Source organism: Desulfosporosinus burensis (genome assembly GCF_054657535.1).
On the sequence record NZ_BAAHYN010000012.1, the window covers coordinates 117,501 to 140,906 of the forward strand.

Below are 23,406 nucleotides of genomic sequence, written 5' to 3' on the forward strand. Positions count from 1 at the left end.
CCGCTCGCTGCAAAAGTTATGGATGGGAACACTTCGGATATTGAATGGAACAAAATGGCGATTGATCTTGTCCATGATTTACAGGAAAACGGCTTGAACCAAGGGATTTATATAGCGGATTCAAAGCTGATGACAACGGATCTGGTCAGAAAAATGCTCCAAAAGCCCAAGGGAATCCAATTTATTTCAAGGTGTCCGGCGAACTTCTATCATAAATTGGAAAGCAGAATGGTAGAACGAGCCTATACAGAGAACCAGTGGCAGGATATTGGAGTCCTGGGCAAAAGCAAAAAGGCTTGCAACTATTGCGTGCAAGGGTTTAGCGAGCGATTTGAGGAAACCGATTTGCGTGTCATCGTGGTCCAGACTTCCGCAGGGGAATCCCGATATAACAATAAATTGGAGAGACAGCGCAACATCCTGGAGACGGCCATTGAAGATAGTTCGAAAAAGAGCTTTGCCTGTGAAGCAGATGCCGTAGCGGAATGGGATCGGTTTAGCAAAAAGCACAGTAAGCTTGCCTATGCGTGTCAGGTCGTATTTGAAGAGACAAAGACCCTGAAACGCAGACCGGGTAGACCTTCGTTGAAAGTGGAGGTTCCAAATGAATACAAATCGACTTGGAAAATCCATATCACTCTGGCAGGACTTGACGAAGAAAAGGCTAAAACACTGAAAGAATCTGAACAATCTTTCGTGCTGGTTTCCAATGTACCCGTTGAAGAAGCTTCAGATAAGGATATTGTTGCCTATTACAAAGATCAGATGGTGGTTGAGATAGATTTCAGATACTACAAAGAACCCTGCCTCGCATCGGTTATTTTCTTAAAGCATCCTCATCGAGTGAGGGCTCTGATGATGCTATTAAACGTATCCTTGCTGATACGAGCTTTAATTCAATATAAACTGAGAAAAGGACGCAAAGAATGGACAGGTGAACTCCCCAAAATTGGCTATAACGGGGCAAAGCTTCAGGATGCCCCGACCTTTGCTTTCTTACAGTATGCTTTAGAGGAGATGCATTTTATAAAGATTGGACATGAAGAATACACTTTTTATCTTGATGATAGCTTAAATACACTAAGGGGCATGACGCTATTAAAGATAATGGGTATGGAACCCAAGGACTTAATGGAATAAATTAACTATTTATTTTCTCAGAATGAGCGCGGAATGTGGGTCTACAGGTTCGAACTCTTTCTGATCTCTGGCCTCCGACTTCTGGCATCTGTTTAAAGCCCTCCAGGAAGCCCATGAAGGAAAAAATTAGCTACAGTCCACCTCCGGTATATTAGAGCTTATTCGGCGAGTAGCCAAGCAAACCAGTCTTTTAGGATTGAATGCCGCGATCGAAGCAGCCCGGGCTGGTGAACAAGGTCGTGGCTTCTCAGTAGTTGCAGGTGAAGTGCGCAAATTAGCAGAAGAAAGTAATCGCTCGGCCAATGAGATAAGCGCGATTCTACTGGAATTTCAGTCTATTATCCAGAAAATTACGGAAAGTTCCCTCCGCAATAGTGCCATTACCCATGAGCAGGCTATGGCTAATCAGGAAATTGCTTGTTTACCTGGCGATGACCTACTTTCCTAGGGGCTAGGCCCCAAGGAGTGTTCGTTATGAGTCGCCGTGTGGCGAAAGTCTCACCTTCGCCACGAAGTGTTTCTTTGGGGTGGTGGCTCGGCGATACTCATCCTACGCCGGTAGGTATACTTTGGGGATTTGCGGCTTTGGGGAAAGCCTCCACTGGAGGCTTTCGTGATTATCGTATTGCCAGGTAAACAAGCGAAAAGACTGCCTCACGAGGTAGTCTTTTCGCTTTAGTAGCATTAAGGTGAATGAATTCTGACTTCTGGCCGTTGAAATATCGCTATGCCCCATGCGTAAGCCTATTTAATCAGTTTGGAAAGTTCTCTGAACAGAGGTGTACCCGCTTCCTTCATCAAATCGAAGAATACTGTTTCTGTGTTAGTTACTACTGCTCCCATAGACGACATAAGAGATAACCCGTTTAGGTAATTTTCCTTGGTTCGTGAACACACCGCATCACCCACTACAAAAACCTGGTAACCATAAGCAAGTATATCCCTTACCGTCTGAAAAACGCAAACATGGGTTTCCATTCCGGTAATAATAATCTTTTTTCTTCCTAGTCCCTTTAGTGCCGAAGTTACTTCACTGGTGCAGCCCGAAAAGGTAATCTTTTCGAAGGTTAACGATTCCTCGAGATTGTTGCTCACATCAGAAACGGTCTTCCCTAGGCCTTTGGGATATTGTTCTGTGACGATTATTGGAACCCCTAAATTTTTGGCAAAGGAAATTATTGTATTGGTGTTTCGAATAACTTGTTCTCCGTATTTCATAGCAGGAACTAATCTTTCTTGAAGGTCTATTACCAATAAAACGGCTTCTTCCCGTATTAAAACGTATTTGTTCAATGTTGACACTCCTCTGTAAAAAAGTATGTTTCCATATAGTAAATCTGAGTTAATACTTGGAAACCTATGTGTAACCTGTTGCTAAGGTAATACATTACTCACCTTCATCCAAGTAAAATAGGACAAAGGCTTTCGCATACCGCGCAGTGGTTTAGTTCAACTTCGGATTACCGAAATAGGTTCGTAGTATATCTGATATTATATTATATACGAAATAAGTTCGCTAATATATTCTTATATTCCCTCTTAATCGATGAAATAAAACACCTACTTAAGATAAATAATATCTTTCCCGTTTTAATTAGAACAAACGATTAAAATGAAAATTGCTTAGCAACTGCGTAGTCGTTTTAATTCCACGGTTTTCCAGATCATCTAGCATTTTCAGGAAGACTTGAGCCGTTATAATTGAATCTCCCAAAGCTGTATGCCTGCCGTCTAAAGTGATGTCATAGTAATGAGCAAGATTATCTAAACTCCGATCATGAGCATAAGGAAAAAGTAGATGAGATAAAACATAGGTATCAATAACGGGCATATTAAGCATATGACCGCAATATTTACAAAGTTTTTTATTAATGAATCCGAGATCAAACTGTGCATGGTGTGCAATCAGTACTGAAAATCTGGTAAATTCTAGAAAATTATCTAAAACCTCCATTATTTCAGGTGAGTCCACAACCATATCGTCATTGATACCGGTCAATTCCGCTACTATGGTGGGAATATTTCGTTTTGGATTAACCAAGCTGGTAAAACTATTCTCAGTAAGTCTTCCTTTTTCAATCACTACGGCTCCAATAGAAATTATTTCGTCTCCTTTATGACAATTAAACCCGGTAGTCTCGGTGTCAAAAACGATAAACCTATCCTCCTTGAGAACAAGGTCGGGCCAAGAGGTTGATTGTTGTGATAATACTTTGCTACAAGTTCCGCCAGCAAGACATATAGCTAAATCAAACAAATCTCGCTTTGTAATGTTTAATAATGAACCTAACATAATCCTCCCCCTCTTTAACCCCTCTCTACCTGGAAGCTAAATGCAGTAAAATTTTGAAATTGCTCGGTTGCCAAAAAACTCTCTCTTAATACTGTTCGTTCTCTTTTACTAAGGTTATTAGGATTAACATAATTATCAGGAACTTTACCGAGGCTCAATTTACGAAGATTTTCACGAATTCTGAACATCGTAAGGGATTGTATGGCTGCCTCATAGTATTCAGCATCTTCTATTGAAAGTGCTTTAATCTGAACCAGCTTTTCCAATCTTCCTAAAGTGCTTGTTTCGGAGATGCCTTCACGCATGGCAAAAAGCCTTGCACAGTTCACAATATGCACACCTGCTGCTTTCTTAAGATCAACTTCATCTTTATGCTCTTTATTTTTCTCAACTCGGACTTGTTTAAAAAGGTTAAGAGGAACACGATGAGAATTGTCATCTATAGCCATTGTATGAAGAATAGCGGGAGAAACTCGGAATAAGCGAGAAACAAAGTCACGTAAATCTTTAGCAAGATAGTTTTGACCATAAACCGTCCGAAAATCCAAGAAGATGGTAAATTCTCGTGAAGAATCAAGATTTGGCGAATTCGTCCATATCGTTACTATGTCTTTCCATTGGCTAAGCGAACGACACCAGGCAGGATTTGTTGCCATAATATCACCGGGACATTTAATAACACCACATTTTTCCAATCCATTGGACACATATTCAGCCAATGCTTTAAAATACTCAGCAATTCGTAATTCATCCTTCCCTTCCGGATCAGAATAAATTATTGCATTATCTTGATCAGAAGACAGTGTTAACTCTTTTCTCCCCCCACTGCCCAAGGTTAGCCAACAGTAATCAATAGGTGGCTGGCCAAATCCTTTTCTATAAAGCTCATTCTCTCCTAAAACTAATAAACGCTTGGTTAAAATATCATTTAGCTCTGAGACAACTAAATTAATTTCATTAGCTGTTGCTTTCTCTCTAATCATGTTAACTACAATCTTATTAATGAGTTTTGTCGCTTCAATTAGTTCATTGATATTTGTTGCAGAATCTATCTGCTTAACAGTATTAAGCGAAGAAGTGGTTATGGCTTTTGTTAAGTCCCCAATTGTAAGAATGCCAATCGGCCTAGTCTGGTCCATAACGACAATATATTTCCCCTGACTTTTTAACATTGTTAATAAAGCTTGATAAAACAAAGCATCTGACGGTAATGTAGGAGGGTTTTTATACATAATATCTTTGACAGTTACAACTGCAGGATTACTTTCAAGGGCTAAAACCTTAGTAATTAAGTCCCTCTCAGTAACAAGTCCAAGCATTTTTCCATTTGAGTCACTCACAATAACTGAACTAATTTTTTTATCGCTAAGTGTTCTGGCGAGTTCATAAACTGAACTTTCTGGAGCGCTGGTAACAATCGGAGTAGACATGATATTAAAGATACGTTGTTTAAAAGGTTCAGAACCAAAGCCGAACGAATCATACGGTTGATCCAAAACCATTTCCTCATAAAGATCTCTTAGCCGATCTGTCAAAATATGACTAAAATAGGCGGCGAATTCTATATAGTTTTGCAAAAGGCTATCAAAATAGTCTTTATCTAATAAAAAACAAGTAAGGTTTTCTGCCGCTATCACTGAAGCTGGGTATCTCTTTCCTGTGAGAATAACGGTTTCTCCAAAAAACTCTCCAGAGCGGCGTAATCCGATCATCCCTGTTCCTTTTGTGATTTCCGCTAATCCTGAAATCACAAGAAAGAGACGTCCTAATGACCTCTGGCCCTCAGTAAATACATAAGAATCTTTTGAGTAAGTTTCTTGTGTTAAGTTATTTTCCAAATCCTCCAGAACAGAGGTGGGCAAAAGATCAAAAGGTTTAAAATCTTGCAATTTCATGGCAAAACTGTCCCCCCAAATACCTAAATGTTTTTATCTAAATAAATTTAGCATTGAATTATACTTTTTCAACTCTAATATTGTAATCGGATCCAAACCAAGCGGCAAAAGCAAAAATAATATATAAGGCCTGTGTAGGGTCATTTCCTTGCATTAAGAGTTGTAAACCAATTCCAAAACCTAAAGCCGGGATACTGATTAATAATGTCCGCATAACCCTTTCAAATCCTTTTTGTAAAGGTATCGGCCAAACCAGAGAGAAAACTGCTCCTAAAGCAAATCCCAAGCCTACAATCGTCACCAGCTGCAATATTACATATGGTTTAGGGAATGGCCAGTTATAAAAATAGTAACCGGCTAGGTAAAAGATCTCCAGGAAAAAAGTTATGCCTAAAACTTTACGCAGGGCAGATTGCCTTAACTTAGGCTGTAATATATAAATAACAATTGCTAATAAGGAAAAAAACAATGACCAGATCATCGTATTCATTAGAATCCCCCTGACAGCTTATATTCCAGGCTCATTTAAATTACTCTGTTGTATGTATGGTTTCAATTCATTTAGATGAGACATCCCTGCCGGTTTTAGCACCGGCAGGATGGCCCACCAGAGGTCGACATGCACTCGATTCTCGATTAAGCCCCAAGGCTTAGCATCAGATTTTAGTGAGCACTGGTTGCACTGGATCCTCTAGGTGTACGGATGTTACGTACTAAAGCTTGGATTTCCTCAGGAGGCGCAGGGGTAAGCCTTGAAACTACGAATGATACTACAAAGTTTAATATCATTCCCAGCATCCCTACGGCTTGAGCATTGAAACCAAAGAAGTCCTTGAGCAGGGGCTGGGCAGTTCCCAAGATGGGCTGAGATCGAATTAAAACAATTAACAACATAGTGAAGATCAGCCCGGCCAGCATTCCAGAGATTGCTCCCTCTTTGTTCATTCTGGTATCAAAAATTCCGAGCAAGATGGCCGGGAATAAGCTGGCCGCAGCCAGGCCGAAGGCAAAAGCCACCACCTCACCCACAAATCCTGGGGGATGAATTCCGAACCAAGTCGCTGCAATAACAGCAACGCCCACCATGATCCTTCCAGTCTTTAGCCGCTGGGCTTCAGTAGCATCCGGCTTAAAGATCCGGTAATATAGGTCATGAGATACGGCGCTGGACATCGCTAGAAGCAATCCTGCCGCTGTGGAAAGAGCTGCAGCCAGGCCTCCCGCAGCTACCAGAGCAATAATGAAAGGTGCAAGCTTTGCTACTTCAGGAGTGGAAAGAACTATGATATCCTTGTCGATGATTACCTCATTAGTCTTAGCATCTTTGGCAAAAGTGAGATTGCCGTCATTATTTTTATCGTTCAGTTTTAACAAACCGGTTTTGGACCATTTTGATACCCAGTCTATTTGCATAACTTCAGCAACCGGTTTATCATTAAGGCTTTGAATTAAGTTATACTTGGCAAAAACTCCAATAGCCGGAGCAGTGGTATAGAGAAGAGCAATGAATAAGATGGCCCAACCGGCGGAATAACGGGCTGCTCGAACGCTTGGCACGGTATAGAAACGGGCAATAACGTGCGGCAGGCCTGCCGTTCCTACCATCAAGGATACGGTTATGGCAAAAACATTAAGTGCAGACAAGTTCTGGAAGGGCGCCAGGTATTCACCTAATCCCAGATCGACTTGAATTAGACTAAGCTGACTGGCAATATCTGAGAATGTCAATCCTAACTGTGGTATAGGATTTCCGGTTAACATGTTAGAGATTGCAATGGCCGGTACTAAATAGGCAACGATCAAAACAATGTACTGAACAACCTGGGTCCAGGTAATACCTTTCATTCCGCCCAGAATTGCGAAGAAAGCCACTATTACTGAGCCGATAATAACTCCAACGGTTATGTTGACTTCCAAGTAACGGCTGAATACAATCCCTACCCCACGCATCTGTCCTGCTACGTAAATAAGGGAGATGATAATGGTCGCAACGGCCGCAACAGCCCGAGCCCATTTGGAATAATAACGGTCTCCGATAAAGTCGGGAACCGTATAACGGCCAAACTTTCTAAGATATGGCGCTAAGAGTAGAGCTAATAACACATAACCTCCGGTCCAACCCATCAGGTATACAGTACCGTCATATCCCATAAACGAGATCAGACCTGCCATGGAGATAAAGGAAGCTGCCGACATCCAATCTGCCGCTATGGCCGCCCCGTTGGCGATCGCCGGAACTCCCTGGCCTGCCACGTAGAATCCTTGGGTATCATTAACCCTACTAGCCCAGCCAATATAGGCGTACGTGGCGAAAGTTAACCCAATCAGAATAATGGTCCATGTTTCAACACTCATTTGAGACCCTCCTTCCCGGCGGATTTTTTCATGCTATATTCTTGCACGTCAAACTCCTTATCAAGTCGGTCCATCCGCCAAGCGTAAGTGAAAACTAAAATGACAAAGGTTATTATTGACCCCTGTTGGGCAAACCAGAACGATAATGGCAATCCGCCGAATTGAATCGCAGATAACGGTTTGGCCAAGATAATCCCTGCGCCCAAAGAAACCATTGCCCAAATAGTCAGTAATATTACAATTAACCTTAGATTCTTTTGCCAGTATTTTTTCATGTTACTGTCATTCATTTTTTTACCTCCCTGCCATTTTTACCCCTCTGTCGTAGGGATTCTTTACATAGCTATTTTGAAACCATCATCATCATATTGTTTTTTCAAGGAATTAACGACCGCAGGGTCCGCCAAGGTCGTAGTATCCCCTAAGGCCTGGCCCTCAGCAATATCACGTAAAAGTCGTCGCATGATTTTACCACTCCGGGTTTTGGGTAATTCTGCAGTTAAGAAAATATTATCTGGGCGTGCTAAGGCTCCAATTTTCATGGCAACGTGGGCTTTAAGTTCATTAATGAATCCATCTTTAATCTTAAAGCCTTCTTTTAAGCTGACGAAAGCTATAACAGCTTGACCTTTTACCTCGTGATTTTTTCCGATGCATGCTGCCTCAGCAACAAATGGATGATCCACCAAGGCACTCTCCACTTCAGCCGTTCCTATGCGATGCCCGGAAACATTGATAACGTCATCGACACGGCCTAAGAGCCAGTAATAACCTTCCTCATCCCACGTTGCCCCGTCACCGGCGAAATAAATCCCTTCCCAGTTACTCCAATAGGTGCTGACATATCGATCGGGGTCATTGTAAACGGTCCTAAGCATTGCGGGCCATGGTTCACGTATGGCTAAGAACCCGCCGCTTCCTTTAGGAACTGAATTTCCATCTTGATCAATAATATCCACGGTTATGCCTGGGAAAGGCACTGCACAGGATCCTGGTTTAGTTGCTGTTAGACCTGGAAAGGGAGTCATCATAATCATGCCAGTCTCCGTTTGCCACCAAGTATCAACAATAGGACAACGTTCTCCGCCAATATTTTTGTGATACCATATCCAAGCTTCGGGATTAATTGGTTCACCAACACTACCTAATACCCTTAAGCTTGAGAGATCTCTTCCCTGCGGGTAACTTGGTCCCCATTTCATAAAGGTACGGATGGCCGTAGGCGCGGTATAAAAAATCGAAACACCATATTTTTCAATAATTTCCCAAAATCGGTCCTTGGCAGGATAATCCGGTGTACCCTCATACATTAATACGGTAGCACCATTCGCTAAAGGACCATAAATAATGTAACTATGACCCGTTATCCAACCGACATCGGCTGTACACCAATACACATCGTCTTCTTTAAGATCGAAAATCCAATCGTGAGTCGTCGAAACACCGACCATATAGCCACCCGTTGTGTGTACGACTCCTTTAGGTTTACCCGTAGTTCCACTGGTATATAGAATGAAGAGCATATCCTCAGCATCCATAGGTTCAGCAGGACACGAAAGCGGAGCATTTTTCATAGCATCGTGATACCAGATATCACGGCCTTCTTGCATACTCACTTCGTTATTAGTACGCTTCACAACGACAACATGCTCGATACAATCAACGCCTTGCAAAGCAGTATCAGCATTAGATTTAAGCGGAATAACATTTCCTCGACGGAAACTACCATCGGAGGTAATTAGCACCTTAGCTTGGGCATCGAGTATTCTGTCTTTCAATGATTCTGGACTGAAACCACCAAAAATGACACTATGTGGAGCCCCGAGCCTAGCACAAGCAAGCATAGCAATCGCTGCTTCAGGAATCATGGGAAGATAAATAGTTACTCGATCACCTTTTTTGACCCCCATAGATTTTAATACATTGGCGAATTGAGACACTTCTCGATATAAATCCTGATAAGTAAGCACCCGACTATCTCCATTTTCACCCTCGAAGATAATGGCTGCTTTATTGCGCCGCCAAGAGTTAATGTGACGATCTACACAATTGTAGGCAGCGTTCAATTTACCACCAACAAACCATTGAGCAAAAGGCGGTTTCCAATCTAATACTTCATTCCACGGTTCAAACCATGTTAATCGTTCAGATTGTTTGGCCCAAAACCCTAATCTGTCTTCAGATGCCTCCTTGTAAATATCGGAGGTCTGGACATTTGCTTTACTCTGGAATTCTTCGGATGGTAGAAATTGTCTGTTTTCGTGCAATAAAGCTTCAAGTTGTTTTTCTTTCATAAATGCACCTCCAATTTGTTTTTGTCAGTATATTTGAATTTTATTAATAATGCGAATATGAATATCTAATACCTAACATATAAAAGATTAATAAATGATTTTGTGTAATATAACAGATAATGTATCCAAGCTATTAGACGAGCATATATTTAAAAATTTATTATATATTAAATACAATAAATCATAAACTGATATAATACAGAGGTTAAATTCTTGCTAAATAATTTTTTTAAAAGATTCTAAGAAATGTCGAAAAATATTTACTGGCGATTTTACCGTTTTTCTTACCTATGATATTTCCTTTTGATCTTAGGTTTATTCGTATATTGAGAATTGTTAGGATGGTAAGGCTCCTCAAGCTTGGGCGTTATTCTGAAGTAATTCAGAAACTGGGGCAAACTGGGGCGTGTTTTTGTTGCAAAATATGAAGAACTGATTTTTACATTAGGTATTGTTTTGCTCTTGTTAGTCATTTCTTCTTCACTTATGTATTATGTTGAAAATCCAGTTCAGCCAGAAGCTTTTTCGAGCATAAAGAAAGAATAGAAAATAAAACCAATTATAGTTAAGGGAGGCGATTAATCTTATTAAGAGAAAAGTCCTATTTATTTGTGTTCATAATTCGGCAAGAAGTCAAATGGCAGAAGAGTTTCTAAGGTTACTTGGTGGGGATAAATCTGAAGTGGAAAGTGCTGGCTTTGAGCCTACAGAAATTAATCATCTTGTTATTCAAGCTATGAAAGAAGAGGGAATTGATCTAGCGGGCAAAAAGATACAAAGTGTTTTTAATCTATATAAAGAGAAGAATTTCTATGGTTATGTAATTGAGCGTTAAACGACTAGTGTACAAGACCTCTTGAGCAAAACGCCCAGGAGGTCTTTTTTATCAATATTGAGAGGTGGGATGGATGAGATGTCAAGGTAGCTTAGGCTAGGACAATAATGAATACAAATAACAGTTGACAGCGCGTGCTAAAAGGGGTATTCTAACAAAGCGCCAAAACGACGCACAGTCTTAATAGTAAACAGGTTAAAACCTTCGAACTATGCAATCGAGACAAAGCAAATTAGTTATTGACAACGTGAGTTGAAAATGCTAAGATATAGATCCGGCCATAACGGCCTTGGTCTTTGAAAACTAAACAACAAGGACAGCCAATGAGAGAAACTCGCAAGAGTTTCAAAATAAATCATGAGCGAATCATCTTCTTCAAGTGAGAAGTTTGAATAACTTTTTTTGGAGAGTTTGATCCTGGCTCAGGACGAACGCTGGCGGCGTGCCTAACACATGCAAGTCGAACGCCGGAAGTCAGATGACAGAGGCCAGAAGCCAGAAGGGAAAAACCCTAATCTGGCATCCGGTTTCTGACATCTGACAACCGGAGTGGCGGACGGGTGAGTAACGCGTGGGTAACCTACCCATAAAGCCGGGACAACCCTTGGAAACGAGGGCTAATACCGGATAATCTTAGATGCTGGCATCAGTGTTTAAGGAAAGGTGGCCTCTGAGTATGCTACCGATTATGGATGGACCCGCGTCTGATTAGCTAGTTGGTGGGGTAAAGGCCTACCAAGGCGACGATCAGTAGCCGGCCTGAGAGGGTGAACGGCCACACTGGGACTGAGACACGGCCCAGACTCCTACGGGAGGCAGCAGTGGGGAATCTTCCGCAATGGACGAAAGTCTGACGGAGCAACGCCGCGTGTATGATGAAGGTCTTCGGATTGTAAAGTACTGTCTTTGGGGAAGAATGACTGATTTGAAAATATTGAGTCAGTATGACGGTACCCAAGGAGGAAGCCCCGGCTAACTACGTGCCAGCAGCCGCGGTAATACGTAGGGGGCAAGCGTTGTCCGGAATTATTGGGCGTAAAGGGCGCGTAGGCGGATCGTTAAGTCTGGTGTGAAAGATCAGGGCTCAACCCTGAGAGTGCATCGGAAACTGGGGATCTTGAGGACAGGAGAGGAAAGTGGAATTCCACGTGTAGCGGTGAAATGCGTAGATATGTGGAGGAACACCAGTGGCGAAGGCGACTTTCTGGACTGTAACTGACGCTGAGGCGCGAAAGCGTGGGGAGCAAACAGGATTAGATACCCTGGTAGTCCACGCCGTAAACGATGAGTGCTAGGTGTAGAGGGTATCGACCCCTTCTGTGCCGCAGTTAACACAATAAGCACTCCGCCTGGGGAGTACGGCCGCAAGGTTGAAACTCAAAGGAATTGACGGGGGCCCGCACAAGCGGTGGAGCATGTGGTTTAATTCGACGCAACGCGAAGAACCTTACCAGGGCTTGACATCCTACGAATCTCTAGGAAACTAGGGAGTGCCCTTCGGGGAGCGTAGAGACAGGTGGTGCATGGTTGTCGTCAGCTCGTGTCGTGAGATGTTGGGTTAAGTCCCGCAACGAGCGCAACCCCTGTGTTTAGTTGCTAACGAGTAAGGTCGAGCACTCTAGACAGACTGCCGGTGATAAACCGGAGGAAGGTGGGGATGACGTCAAATCATCATGCCCCTTATGTCCTGGGCTACACACGTGCTACAATGGCCGGTACAGACGGAAGCAAAGCCGTGAGGTGGAGCAAATCCGAGAAAGCCGGTCTCAGTTCGGATTGCAGGCTGCAACTCGCCTGCATGAAGTCGGAATCGCTAGTAATCGCAGGTCAGCATACTGCGGTGAATACGTTCCCGGGCCTTGTACACACCGCCCGTCACACCACGAAAGTCTGCAACACCCGAAGCCGGTGAGGTAACCGGTCCAGAGGACAGAGGGCAGAAGCCAAGACGGAAGTCAGTGGTCAGAAGCCAGAGGTCAGAGTAGAGTTAGTCTAAATAGACTACATGCATCTGACATCTGGCCTCTGATAACCGATCTCTGAAAAGGCATCTGAGTTCTGACCTCTGGATTGGAGCTAGCCGTCGAAGGTGGGGCCGATGATTGGGGTGAAGTCGTAACAAGGTAGCCGTATCGGAAGGTGCGGCTGGATCACCTCCTTTCTAAGGAGAACTGTTTAGAGCGTCACGCTTTAAACGAACATCCTAAGGGTCGATTCTTTTAAAGGACTTAACGTCTGGCGAGAGATCATTAGAGTCGCAAGACTCATGCCGAGGGATCGGCAACTCATTGGTAAGAGCTGTTGTTTAGTTTTGAGAGACCAGATGATCGAGGTCCGAAGTCCGATGTCCGAGATCCGAAAGGATAACGGGAGTTGGACGAAGGGTTTTGTGAAATGGAAACTCAGTCAGACGGGATTGAAGTTAAAGCAGAAATGCTTGACTACCGATCCTATATTTTTCAGCGAACGTGAATATAGAAGTAAGATAACGATCTTGTTTTAGCCCAAAGGCTAAAACTTCGATTCGAACATCGCGCCTCGAACTTCGCGCATCGCGTAATGTTCTTTGAAAACTGCATAGAGGAAATAATCTAGTAAAAAGTCGAAAGAATTCACTTTGAAACGTAAGTTTCAAATCAACCTAGAAGTAGCGATCAATAGGTCAAGCTACTAAGGGCGTACGGTGGATGCCTAGGCGCTAAGAGTCGATGAAGGGCGCGGTTAACAGCGAAATGCCACGGGGAGTCGTAAGCAGGCTTTGATCCGTGGATACCCGAATGGGGCAACCCAACTGGAGTCATATCCGGTTATCGTTAACTGAATACATAGGTTAACGAAGGCAACCCGGGGAACTGAAACATCTAAGTACCCGGAGGAAGAGAAAGAATAATCGATTCCCTGAGTAGCGGCGAGCGAAACGGGAACAGCCCAAACCCTACTCGAGATCCGAGGTCCGAAGTCAGAAGTCCGAGCTTAAGCTGAATCTCAAGAGGAATGCTTATATCGGACATCGGACATCGGAATTCTGATCTCGGGTAGGGGGTTGTAGGACCCTCTATTAAGAATGATTCCTTAGCTGAACAGAACTGGAAAGTTCGGGCAGAGAAGGTAACACCCCTGTAAACGAAAGGGAATCAAACTGTGAGGGAATCCTGAGTACCGCGGGACACGTGAAACCCCGTGGGAAGCAGGGAGGACCACCTCCCAAGGCTAAATACTTCTTAGCGACCGATAGCGAACAAGTACCGTGAGGGAAAGGTGAAAAGCACCTCGGAAGAGGAGTGAAAGAGAACCTGAAACCGTGCGCTTACAAGCAGTTGTAGGTCGAGGTCCGAGGTCCGAAATCCGAAGTCCGATCCAGGTATTCTTAAAAGGAGTACATGCATCGGACATCGGACATCTGACCTCGGACTTCGGCTGGCAGCGTGCCTTTTGTAGAATGAACCGGCGAGTTATGGTATGTAGCGAGGTTAAGGCGAGAAGCTGGAGCCGAAGCGAAAGCGAGTCTGAAAAGGGCGAATAGTTACATGCTGTAGACCCGAAACCGTGTGATCTACCCATGGCCAGGGTGAAGGTGGGGTAAAACCCACTGGAGGCCCGAACTCACTGTCGTTGAAAAGGCAGGGGATGAGCTGTGGGTAGGGGTGAAATGCCAATCGAACACGGAGATAGCTGGTTCTCCCCGAAATAGCTTTAGGGCTAGCCTCAATTGATGACGTATGGCGGTAGAGCACTGAATAGGCTAGGGGCCTTACCAGGTTACCGAACCTTATCAAACTCCGAATGCCATACGATTTAGATTGGGAGTCAGACTGTGGGGGATAAGCTTCATAGTCGAAAGGGAAACAGCCCAGACCATCAGCTAAGGTCCCTAAGTATACACTAAGTGGGAAAGGATGTGGAATTGCACAGACAACCAGGATGTTGGCTTAGAAGCAGCCACCATTTAAAGAGTGCGTAATAGCTCACTGGTCGAGTGGTTCTGCGCCGAAAATGTAACGGGGCTCAAGTGTATCACCGAAGCTATGGCTTCAGAGGTCAGTTGACAGAGGCCAGAAGTCGGAAAATGAGGGTAGTATGATAGAAAGTTATCGTGATCTAAGAGTGTATCAAATATCTTATGAATTGGCACTTGAAGTCCACAAACTAACCTTAAAATTCCCCGACTTTGAAAAGTACGAACTTGGAATTCCAGAATACAGAGGGCAGAAGCCAGAGGTCAGAACAAGTATCTGATATCTGGTATCCGACATCTGATTACTGAATTGCAATGGCACAAGGGTCGAAAGACGAAACCAAGGTGTTGTTAGAACTAGCAAAAGATCTAGGTTATATCCAAGAAGTTGTATTTGCAAAATTGTTTGAACGATATGATGAACTGGGCAAACAGTTATATACTCTTCACCAAAAATGGAAATAATCTGGCTTCTGGATTCTGACAACTGACCTCTGAGGGGTAGGGGAGCGTTCTATCAGCAGAGAAGTCAGCTCGTAAGGGCTGGTGGAGTGGATAGAAGTGAGAATGCCGGTATGAGTATGCGAAAAGGAAGGTGAGAATCCTTCCCGCCGAAAATCTAAGGTTTCCTGGGGAAGGCTCGTCCGCCCAGGGTAAGTCGGGACCTAAGCCGAGGCGTGATAGCGTAGGTGATGGACAACTGGTTGACATTCCAGTACCAGCGAGAAGCGTTTGAGCAATGGGGTGACACAGAAGGATAGGTTAAGCCAACCGTTGGTAGAGTTGGCCCAAGCGAGTAGGATGTAGGGTAGGCAAATCCGCCCTGCGAGAAGTCTGAGACGTGACGGGGAGCGAAAATGAGTAGCGAAGTAACCGACTCCAAGCTGTCAAGAAAAACCTCTAGTGAGCTCTCTCGGTGCCCGTACCGTAAACCGACACAGGTAGATGGGGTGAGAATCCTAAGGCGCGCGAGAAAACCCTCGTTAAGGAACTCGGCAAAATAGCCCCGTAACTTCGGGAGAAGGGGCGCTCTTCGCAAGAAGAGCCGCAGAGAAATGGTCCAGGCGACTGTTTAACAAAAACACAGGTCCCTGCTAATCCGAAAGGAGATGTATAGGGGCTGACACCTGCCCGGTGCTGGAAGGTTAAGAGGAGAGGTTAGACTCGAAGTTCGAGGCTCGAAGTTCGAGGTTCGAAAAGAATGGAACGAAGAATCGGGTTTGGAACTTCGGGTCGAAGCTTTGAATTGAAGCCCCAGTAAACGGCGGCCGTAACTATAACGGTCCTAAGGTAGCGAAATTCCTTGTCAGGTAAGTTCTGACCCGCACGAAAGGTGTAACGATCTGGACACTGTCTCAACGAGGGACTCGGCGAAATTGTAATACCCGTGAAGATGCGGGTTACCTGCGACAGGACAGAAAGACCCCATGGAGCTTTACTGTAGCTTGACATTGGATTTTGGTATAAAATGTACAGGATAGGTGGGAGACTAAGAAGCTAGGGCGCCAGCCTTGGTGGAGTCAACGGTGGGATACCACTCTTTTTGTACTGAAGTTCTAACTAGGTCCCCTGAAGCGGGGATTAGGACAGTATCAGGTGGGCAGTTTGACTGGGGCGGTCGCCTCCTAAAGAGTAACGGAGGCGCCCAAAGGTTCCCTCAGCGCGGTTGGAAATCGCGCGCAGAGTGTAAAGGCATAAGGGAGCTTGACTGCAAGACCAACAAGTCGAGCAGGGACGAAAGTCGGGCTTAGTGATCCGGTGGTACCGAGTGGAAGGGCCATCGCTCAACGGATAAAAGCTACCCTGGGGATAACAGGCTTATCTCCCCCAAGAGTCCATATCGACGGGGAGGTTTGGCACCTCGATGTCGGCTCATCGCATCCTGGGGCTGTAGTAGGTCCCAAGGGTTGGGCTGTTCGCCCATTAAAGCGGTACGTGAGCTGGGTTCAGAACGTCGTGAGACAGTTCGGTCCCTATCCGTCGCAGGCGCAGGAAATTTGAGAGGATCTGTCCCTAGTACGAGAGGACCGGGATGGACGAATCCCTGGTGTACCAGTTGTCTCGCCAGAGGCACAGCTGGGTAGCTATATTCGGAGCGGATAAGCGCTGAAAGCATCTAAGCGCGAAACCGACCTCAAGATGAGATTTCCCACAGCGTAAGCTGGTAAGACCCCTGAAAGATGATCAGGTTGATAGGCCAGGTGTGGAAGCGCGGTGACGTGTGGAGCTGACTGGTACTAATAGGTCGAGGGCTTGACCTAATAATCGAGGTCCGAGGTCAGAAGTCCGAGGTCCGAAAGGACGGACGGTTGAGGACGGAGGACTTCGAGATTGCTAACAAAACTAGGTAAGTGGCTCAAATTCTAACGACAATTACTAGATAATAGACTCTGTGCAGTTTTGAGAGAACAGCGGTTAAGGATAATTCCTTATCCTGTTTTCTTTAGAAAACATACAAATTCGGACTTCGGATTTCGGACATCGGACTTCGATTCCGCATCTGGTGATCATGCCGGAGGGGTTCCACCCGTTCCCATATCGAACACGGAAGTTAAGACCTCCAGGGCCGAGGATACTTGGGGCATAGCCCCTGGGAAAGTAGGTCATCGCCAGGTAACAAGCGAAAAACTATCTCTTTACGAGATAGTTTTTCTGTGTTTAGTTATACTGTAATATGGGGCTGGGGTTTTACCCGTTCATCCACACTGCAGGAGTGTGCGTTACAAGTCGCAGTGTGGCGAAAGGCTCATCCGCCTTTCGTTCCAGGGCCGAGGATACTTGGGGCATAGCCCCTGGGAAAGTAGGATCCTCACTGCTGGAGTCTGCGTTATGAGTCGCAGTGTGGCGATAGGCTCACCTTCGCCACGAAGTGTTCCTTTAGGGTGGGTGGCTCGGCGATACTCTCCACTGGAGACTATCGTGCCTATCGTATCTTCAGGTAACAAGCGAAAGGACTATCTCTAATGAGGTAGTCCTTTCTGTGTTCGTTATACTGTAGAACGAGGTACCGGTGTTCCACCCGTTCGATCCTACTGCTGAGTTTTACAATCCTTGACCTTCCGGACTTAATTTGGTACTATATTTGTATAGGGAGGGATGATGCAATGAATATTAAAGAAGATATTAGACCCATCTCTTATATTAAAGCCAATGCTGCCGAAATTCTGGAACAGGTGAATGAGACCCGCAGACCTGTCTATGTAACCCAAAATGGAGAAGCTAGGGCGGTTTTAGTAGATACTGAATCCTATGAAAACATGAAAAAGGCTCTCGGCTTGTTAAAATTACTGACCCAAGGGGAATGTGATATTGTTGAGGGGAAAGTTTTAGCACAGGAAGACTTCTTTTCAAGCTTAGATCGTGAATTAGATAACTATGATAATATAAGATCATGACTATAAACGAACATTGTGTCTTCTGGACGCAAACTGCTCAGCAGGACTTGAAAAAAATAATAGAATACATTGCAGCGGATAGTCACATTCAAGCAAGGCGTGTTTATCTTGCTATTAGACAAAAAGCAGATAACTTACGGCAGATGCCTCTACAAGGACGAATTGTTTCCGAATTAAGATATTATAGTATCATGATTTACAGGGAATTAATTAGTCCGCCTTGGCGAATTATTTATAAGACAGAAGAGAATAAGGTATGGGTGCTTGCATTGATCGATGGAAGAAGAAATGTAGAGGACATATTACTTGAAAGATTCATTTATCTCTAGGGCAATGATACTTGAGGCATAGGCCTTGAGAAAGTAGTGCATCAGTAAATAGTAAGAGACTATATCTATCTTTAGATGCAGTCTCTTATTGTTCATGAACACAGGGTTTTCGAGCATTAAGCTTTTAGCAAAACAACGCACCTTTCCCCCTGTTTCGCCTTTGAAAAAGTAATTCTCCCAAGAAATAGTAAAAGACTGCCTCTAAGTTTGATAGGCAGTCTTTAAGTGTTCTTGAACAAGGGTTTTTCGAGCATCAAGCATTTAGCAAAACAAGGCACCTGTCCCCTTGTTTGGCCACTATAAGAATAAGAAGGAGAGTCTGTCCTGGCGTAGGCATGTCTATGCCTATCGTTAAAGCTCGTAACTCCTCTGTAGTTGTGGATATGGTCGCCACCGGGTAGGAAGATGGCAGGTCCGGTTACACCTCCAAAGTAATGGACATGACCATCTTCTAGGGTGGTGTACCCACGGTAGTAATGGAGGTGGGTATTTCCTTTTAAAACTCCGAGACTGGTTACACCAAATACTCTGTGGGTGTGACCGTCGTCAAAAGTAGTGGGAATGCTATAGTTATGAACGTGAAATATCTCTGCAGCCTGATACAACAAAATCACCTCTTCTCAAAAATCTTTAATACCATTATATGGATAAAGACGAGCGAAGGAGATTAACTATGTTTGTTCTTGCTAGAACATAAGAGTTTGTCATTTGTGGTAGTTTCCACGTTGGTTACAGGTGCATTCGATGTGATACAATATAGACTAAGGAACAATATATAATATAGATTCTTGGTCCGGCCATCAGACAATTGTGGTATAATGTGATATAGAATCAGCTTATAAGGAGAGATGATTAATGGTCTCTAAGTTGAGTGAGGATGTTGCTAATAAAATTGCTAATTTTATTCATGATCAATGTGGATATTCTGTGATCGTTTGTGATGAAACGGGGATAATCATTGCTGATTCAGCCAAAACTAGGATAGGTGTGCAACATAAAGGGAGTCGGAAAATATTAACAAACAACATTGACTTTACTGTAGTCACAATTCAAGAAGCAGAAGCTTCTGAGGGAAAGCTTAAAGAGGGTTATAATGAGGCAATCAAGGTAGATGGAGTTAAAATCGGTACCTTTGGAATTGCCGGACCATTGGATATAGTTACGCCTGTTGCTAAAATTGCAACTGGGTTGGTTGTGATGTTGTTAAGGGATGAGGAACTGAAAGTTATCATTCGTAATCAAGTGCAGGTTCTAACCACAGCGATCGAACAAGCCGCGAGTGCAGTCCAACAAACTGCTGCTTCTGCCCAAGAAGTTGCGGCGATAAGCCATGTCATTGCTGAAGAAGCGGAACAAGGTAAAAATCAGCTACATTCTACCTCAAGTATTTTAGAACTTATTAGGAAAGTGGCCAAGCAAACTAATCTATTAGGCTTGAATGCAGCTATTGAAGCTGCACGGGCTGGCGAACAAGGTCGAGGTTTTTCGGTAGTTGCTGGAGAAGTGCGGAAATTGGCAGAAGAAAGTAATCGTTCTGCTAGTGAGATCAGTGGAATATTACTTGAATTCCAATTAATAATCCAAAAAATCACCGAAAGCTCCTTGCGTAATCGTGAAATTACACAAGAACAAGCACAGGCCAATCAGGAAATTGCTAAATTGATTGATGGAGTCCAACTAGTAAGTAGTGAGTTAAGAACATTAGCTACTAGTTTATGAAAGCGGGTTGAATCAGAGAATAGGAGGATGTTTTTGTGAATGTAATGTTAGCTTATGGAAAAAGTGGACTAAGTGTGAACGTTCCTGAGGATACGAGGATTGTAGAACCCACCTTTTTGGAGTTGCCTGAGGATGATCATGAACTTGTCCTAAATGCTCTGCGCAATCCTATCGGTACTAAACCCCTCCGCGAAATGGTTAAGTCTAAGGATAAGGTCGTCATTGTAATCAGCGATATTACTCGGCCAACCCCTAACTATAAGTTAATACCTTGGATATTAGAGGAGCTACCTCATGTTCCGCTTGAGAATGTTACGATTATTAATGGTCTTGGGACGCACCGTGACCAAACAAGACCAGAGTTCGTGGAAATGTTAGGAGAGACAATTGTTGATTCAGTACGAATTATCAATCACCATTGTCACGAAAAATCTGAATTGACACATCTAGGAACAAGTAGCTACGGTTGTGAGGTATACCTTAACAAAGAATATGTTGAGGCTGACTTTAGAATTGTGACAGGGTTTATCGAACCTCACTTTTTTGCAGGCTTTTCGGGAGGGCCCAAGGGAATTATGCCCGGCATAGCGGGCATTGAAACTATTCTGACGTTCCATAATGCTAGAATGATAGGGGACCCGATGGCTACATGGGGTATCTTAGACAAAAATCCTCTTCAACAAATGACAAGGGAAGTCAATAATTTTTGTAAGCCGGATTTTCTTCTCAATGTCGCTTTGAACGGGAAGAAAGAGATCACGAATGTTTTTGCTGGTGAACTGACTGCGGCCCATGCTGTTGGGTGTACATATGTCAAAGAGCATGCCATGATTAAATGTGATGAACGTTACGATGTGGTCATTACAACAAACGCTGGTTACCCTCTTGACCAGAATCTATATCAAGCAGTGAAGGGCATGGATGCTGCCCGTATGATCGTTAAACAAGGAGGTACAATCATTTGCGCAGCTGAATGTAGTGAAGGGATGCCCGAACACGGTAACTTCGTTAAAATATTGCAGATGCGAGAATCTCCAAAGGAACTCTTAGAAATGATTAATGACCCTTCATTTCAAATGTTCGATCAGTGGGAAGCACAAAGACTTGCCATGATTCAGGAGTGGGCAGATGTATATGTATATTCTTTACTACCTGAGGAATCAATCAAAATCGCCATGCTTAATCAGACGAAGGATATTGAACAAACTTTGAAGGAACTGATGGGTAAATATGGCGAGAAAATGAGTATTGCAGTATTGCCACTTGGTCCCTTGACTATTCCATACGTGGAGGAATAAGTCGGCTTTATATATATCGAATCCCCATGCCGCTAAAGCGGCATCACTGATGAATGAAATGAATTCTTATTTTAGGGCAGAAAGATAAGTGAAAGGGACGATGTTTCATGACCGATCGCCCCATTCCTTTTTGTTTAATAACCATATATATTATCTTACGAGGTTAGTGTGGTCGCTCCTAAACTATTGTCCAGCGGTATCTTCCGTTAATCCATAATATCCGCACCTTGCTCTGCCATTTCCTTTTCAGCATAGGTAATCATCTTTTTGACCATGTTTCCACCGATTTGACCAACTTCTCGGGTAGTCATATTGGCATATCCTTTTTCTTGAATATCATCGTCTAAATCTAATTCTTCAGCGACTTCCCATTTTAGTTGATCCAACTGTCTTTCGGATTCAGGAACCTCAGGTTTATTACGGCTCATTTTTACCATCCTCCTTTATTTCAGTTGTTGTACTTGAAACTCATTTATTATCCTATCCAGCATAGAAAACCCTATACAAATTTATAGAAACATCAGCTAGCCTGTTACGTTAAGACTTAGTCTTCATCTTTATTTGAACGAGTTCACTCTAGAGAAAAAGGATCCAGCCTTTTAGGGTTGGTTCTTCTGATAATTCCGAATTATTACAGCGATTGTAAAGGATATCCACACGTCCCGTCGAATTATGATGATAAGATGGAGAGGATACAATGCTATACGAGGAGTGATAATCTTTGCATGAAATGTCTTTGATGGGAGGGGTATTTGAGGTTATAGAACAGACCCTATCCCAACATGATATAAAGCGTGTATTGCAAGTTAAGCTTAAGGTCGGAGAGTTGACCAATGCAGAACCTGAAGCCTTAAAAATGGCCTTTGAAGCCTATAGCAAGGGTACACTATGTGAAGGAGCAGAGTTGATAGTAGAACGTGTCTCGGTGCGGGGGCGTTGTCAAACATGTCATGAAGAATTCGCGGTAGCAACTATGCTGTTTCTCTGTCCCAAATGTCAAAATTCAGGTATAGATGTGATACAGGGTGAGGAACTATTACTTGAAAGTCTGGAGGTTGAATAAATGGAATCAAACCGTCGTGAAATCGAGGTCATGGCTAACTTACTTAGTTCAAATGATAGGCAAGCCGATCTGAATCGCGCTCATTTCAGAAAAAGTAATTGTTTAGTGATCAACGTGATCGGCTCACCAGGAGCAGGGAAAACGACCCTCTTAGAAAAAACCTTACCACTGTTAATGCTGAACATGCAGGTGGGAGTAATTGAGGGGGATATCTTTACCAGTAAAGATGCAGATCGCATTGCCGCTTACAAGGTTCCGGTTATTCAGATTAATACTGGCGGAGGATGCCATCTAGATAGTAAAATGGTCAACAAAGTACTACCTGAATTTGAGGGGAAGGGAATAGACCTTTTAATCATTGAAAACGTTGGAAACCTTGTTTGTCCGGCGGATTTTGATTTAGGAGAAGCTTTTAAGGTTATTGTTTTGAGTATTGTAGAGGGGGATGATAAGCCCGCAAAATATCCTGTGATCTTCCGCAATGCCAAAGTGGTTGTACTTAATAAGATGGATCTGGAAGCTCTGACAGATGTAAATATGGATAATATGAGACGGGATATTCTGGCGATTAATCCGGACATCATGATTTTCGAAGTTTCTTGCCGTAAAGGAAACGGGCTGGAAGAATGGACAAATTGGCTAAAACAAGAAGTCGCTAATTATCAGGATAATCAATAAAACCAAACTAGATGATCTTCTACGCCATCCTAAGTTTAGTTGATCTTATCCAGTTGGCTTAGCGCCAGTTAGACGACGATCATGACTCGAACAAGGGGGTCGAGACATAGTAAGCTCCTCCTAGTTAACAATACGGAGAGTCATATAGGGAAATAGC

The 23,406-nt window shown here is 43.6% G+C and carries 18 protein-coding genes, 3 rRNA genes and 1 pseudogene (1 of these 22 cut by a window edge); 13 read left to right on the forward strand and 9 right to left on the reverse strand.

What is annotated here, in order from left to right; all coding sequences use genetic code 11:
* The 3 genes and pseudogenes from ACYQ3Q_RS20355 to ACYQ3Q_RS20365 all read left to right on the forward strand — a co-directional run.
* Positions 1 to 1,140, forward strand: the 3' portion of a protein-coding gene (locus tag ACYQ3Q_RS20355; RefSeq protein WP_459930334.1) for an IS1634 family transposase. Its footprint begins 627 nt before the window's first position; only the last 1,140 of its 1,767 coding nucleotides appear in the window; its start codon lies beyond the left edge, outside the window; the stop codon is at positions 1,138 to 1,140.
* A gap of 106 nt (positions 1,141 to 1,246) precedes the next feature.
* Positions 1,247 to 1,588: pseudogene (locus ACYQ3Q_RS20360) on the forward strand (methyl-accepting chemotaxis protein); the annotation flags it as partial.
* A gap of 26 nt (positions 1,589 to 1,614) precedes the next feature.
* A complete protein-coding gene (locus tag ACYQ3Q_RS20365; protein ID WP_459930335.1) occupies positions 1,615 to 1,776 on the forward strand; it encodes a hypothetical protein in 162 nt (53 codons plus the stop codon).
* A gap of 108 nt (positions 1,777 to 1,884) precedes the next feature.
* On the opposite strand, the gene ACYQ3Q_RS20370 is transcribed toward ACYQ3Q_RS20365, so the two are convergent.
* From ACYQ3Q_RS20370 to acs, 7 genes are all read right to left on the reverse strand, one after another.
* Complete coding sequence (locus tag ACYQ3Q_RS20370; RefSeq protein ID WP_459930336.1) at positions 1,885 to 2,433, reverse strand: hydrolase; 549 nt, start codon at positions 2,431 to 2,433, stop codon at positions 1,885 to 1,887.
* Between the two features lie 301 nt (positions 2,434 to 2,734).
* Positions 2,735 to 3,433, reverse strand: coding sequence for a 3'-5' exonuclease (locus tag ACYQ3Q_RS20375; protein ID WP_459930337.1), 699 nt, complete (start codon positions 3,431 to 3,433; stop codon positions 2,735 to 2,737).
* A gap of 14 nt (positions 3,434 to 3,447) precedes the next feature.
* Complete coding sequence (locus ACYQ3Q_RS20380) at positions 3,448 to 5,328, reverse strand: DUF294 nucleotidyltransferase-like domain-containing protein (RefSeq protein WP_459930338.1); 1,881 nt, start codon at positions 5,326 to 5,328, stop codon at positions 3,448 to 3,450.
* A gap of 58 nt (positions 5,329 to 5,386) precedes the next feature.
* Positions 5,387 to 5,818 (reverse strand): hypothetical protein, encoded by a 432-nt coding sequence (locus tag ACYQ3Q_RS20385; protein WP_459930339.1) that lies wholly within the window; start codon positions 5,816 to 5,818, stop codon positions 5,387 to 5,389.
* 173 nt (positions 5,819 to 5,991) lie between these two features.
* On the reverse strand, positions 5,992 to 7,683 hold the full coding sequence (locus ACYQ3Q_RS20390) for a sodium:solute symporter family protein (protein ID WP_459930340.1): 1,692 nt from the start codon (positions 7,681 to 7,683) through the stop codon (positions 5,992 to 5,994).
* Entirely contained in the window at positions 7,680 to 7,973 is a 294-nt protein-coding gene (locus tag ACYQ3Q_RS20395) for a DUF4212 domain-containing protein (protein ID WP_459930341.1), read from the reverse strand. The genes ACYQ3Q_RS20390 and ACYQ3Q_RS20395 overlap by 4 nt, the downstream gene beginning before the upstream one ends.
* Positions 7,974 to 8,018: 45 nt before the next feature.
* Complete coding sequence (gene acs, locus ACYQ3Q_RS20400; protein ID WP_459930342.1) at positions 8,019 to 9,977, reverse strand: acetate--CoA ligase; 1,959 nt, start codon at positions 9,975 to 9,977, stop codon at positions 8,019 to 8,021.
* A 607-nt stretch (positions 9,978 to 10,584) separates the two neighbouring features.
* On the opposite strand from acs, the gene ACYQ3Q_RS20405 reads away from it, so the two are divergent.
* The 6 genes from ACYQ3Q_RS20405 to ACYQ3Q_RS20430 all read left to right on the forward strand — a co-directional run bounded on the left by ACYQ3Q_RS20405 (position 10,585) and on the right by ACYQ3Q_RS20430 (position 18,491).
* The gene (locus tag ACYQ3Q_RS20405) at positions 10,585 to 10,812 is read left to right on the forward strand and encodes an arsenate reductase/protein-tyrosine-phosphatase family protein (protein ID WP_459930432.1); all 228 of its coding nucleotides are present in this window, start codon (positions 10,585 to 10,587) and stop codon (positions 10,810 to 10,812) included.
* Positions 10,813 to 11,211: 399 nt separating this feature from the next.
* Positions 11,212 to 12,973, forward strand: a 16S ribosomal RNA gene (locus tag ACYQ3Q_RS20410).
* Between the two features lie 499 nt (positions 12,974 to 13,472).
* Positions 13,473 to 17,028, forward strand: a 23S ribosomal RNA gene (locus tag ACYQ3Q_RS20415).
* A 238-nt stretch (positions 17,029 to 17,266) separates the two neighbouring features.
* Positions 17,267 to 17,382: ribosomal RNA gene (rrf, locus tag ACYQ3Q_RS20420) — 5S ribosomal RNA — on the forward strand.
* The 16S, 23S and 5S rRNA genes sit together here, the layout of an rRNA operon.
* Before the next feature lie 489 nt (positions 17,383 to 17,871).
* On the forward strand, positions 17,872 to 18,162 hold the full coding sequence (locus ACYQ3Q_RS20425; RefSeq protein ID WP_459930343.1) for a type II toxin-antitoxin system Phd/YefM family antitoxin: 291 nt from the start codon (positions 17,872 to 17,874) through the stop codon (positions 18,160 to 18,162).
* Positions 18,159 to 18,491, forward strand: a complete 333-nt coding sequence (locus ACYQ3Q_RS20430) for a type II toxin-antitoxin system RelE/ParE family toxin (RefSeq protein ID WP_459930344.1) — start codon at positions 18,159 to 18,161, stop codon at positions 18,489 to 18,491. Before ACYQ3Q_RS20425 ends, ACYQ3Q_RS20430 begins: the two co-directional genes overlap by 4 nt.
* A gap of 221 nt (positions 18,492 to 18,712) precedes the next feature.
* Here the strand turns inward: ACYQ3Q_RS20430 and ACYQ3Q_RS20435 are convergent, their stop codons facing one another.
* The gene (locus ACYQ3Q_RS20435; RefSeq protein WP_459930345.1) at positions 18,713 to 19,105 is read right to left on the reverse strand and encodes a YmaF family protein; all 393 of its coding nucleotides are present in this window, start codon (positions 19,103 to 19,105) and stop codon (positions 18,713 to 18,715) included.
* 241 nt (positions 19,106 to 19,346) lie between these two features.
* Here ACYQ3Q_RS20435 and ACYQ3Q_RS20440 point away from each other — a divergent pair, with 241 nt between their 5' ends.
* Positions 19,347 to 20,210: a methyl-accepting chemotaxis protein gene (locus ACYQ3Q_RS20440; RefSeq protein ID WP_459930346.1), complete on the forward strand. Its 864-nt coding sequence runs from the start codon at positions 19,347 to 19,349 to the stop codon at positions 20,208 to 20,210.
* A gap of 44 nt (positions 20,211 to 20,254) precedes the next feature.
* Positions 20,255 to 21,508 carry a nickel-dependent lactate racemase gene (larA, locus tag ACYQ3Q_RS20445; RefSeq protein ID WP_459930433.1) on the forward strand — a complete coding sequence of 418 codons (1,254 nt, stop codon included), beginning with the start codon at positions 20,255 to 20,257 and terminating at the stop codon, positions 21,506 to 21,508.
* Between the two features lie 206 nt (positions 21,509 to 21,714).
* On the opposite strand, the gene ACYQ3Q_RS20450 is transcribed toward larA, so the two are convergent.
* Positions 21,715 to 21,936, reverse strand: a complete 222-nt coding sequence (locus ACYQ3Q_RS20450) for an alpha/beta-type small acid-soluble spore protein (protein WP_034146038.1) — start codon at positions 21,934 to 21,936, stop codon at positions 21,715 to 21,717.
* Positions 21,937 to 22,229: 293 nt separating this feature from the next.
* On the opposite strand from ACYQ3Q_RS20450, the gene hypA reads away from it, so the two are divergent.
* Entirely contained in the window at positions 22,230 to 22,571 is a 342-nt protein-coding gene (hypA, locus tag ACYQ3Q_RS20455; RefSeq protein WP_459930347.1) for a hydrogenase maturation nickel metallochaperone HypA, read from the forward strand.
* Complete coding sequence (gene hypB, locus ACYQ3Q_RS20460; protein ID WP_459930348.1) at positions 22,572 to 23,249, forward strand: hydrogenase nickel incorporation protein HypB; 678 nt, start codon at positions 22,572 to 22,574, stop codon at positions 23,247 to 23,249.
* Positions 23,250 to 23,406: the final 157 nt, after the last annotated feature.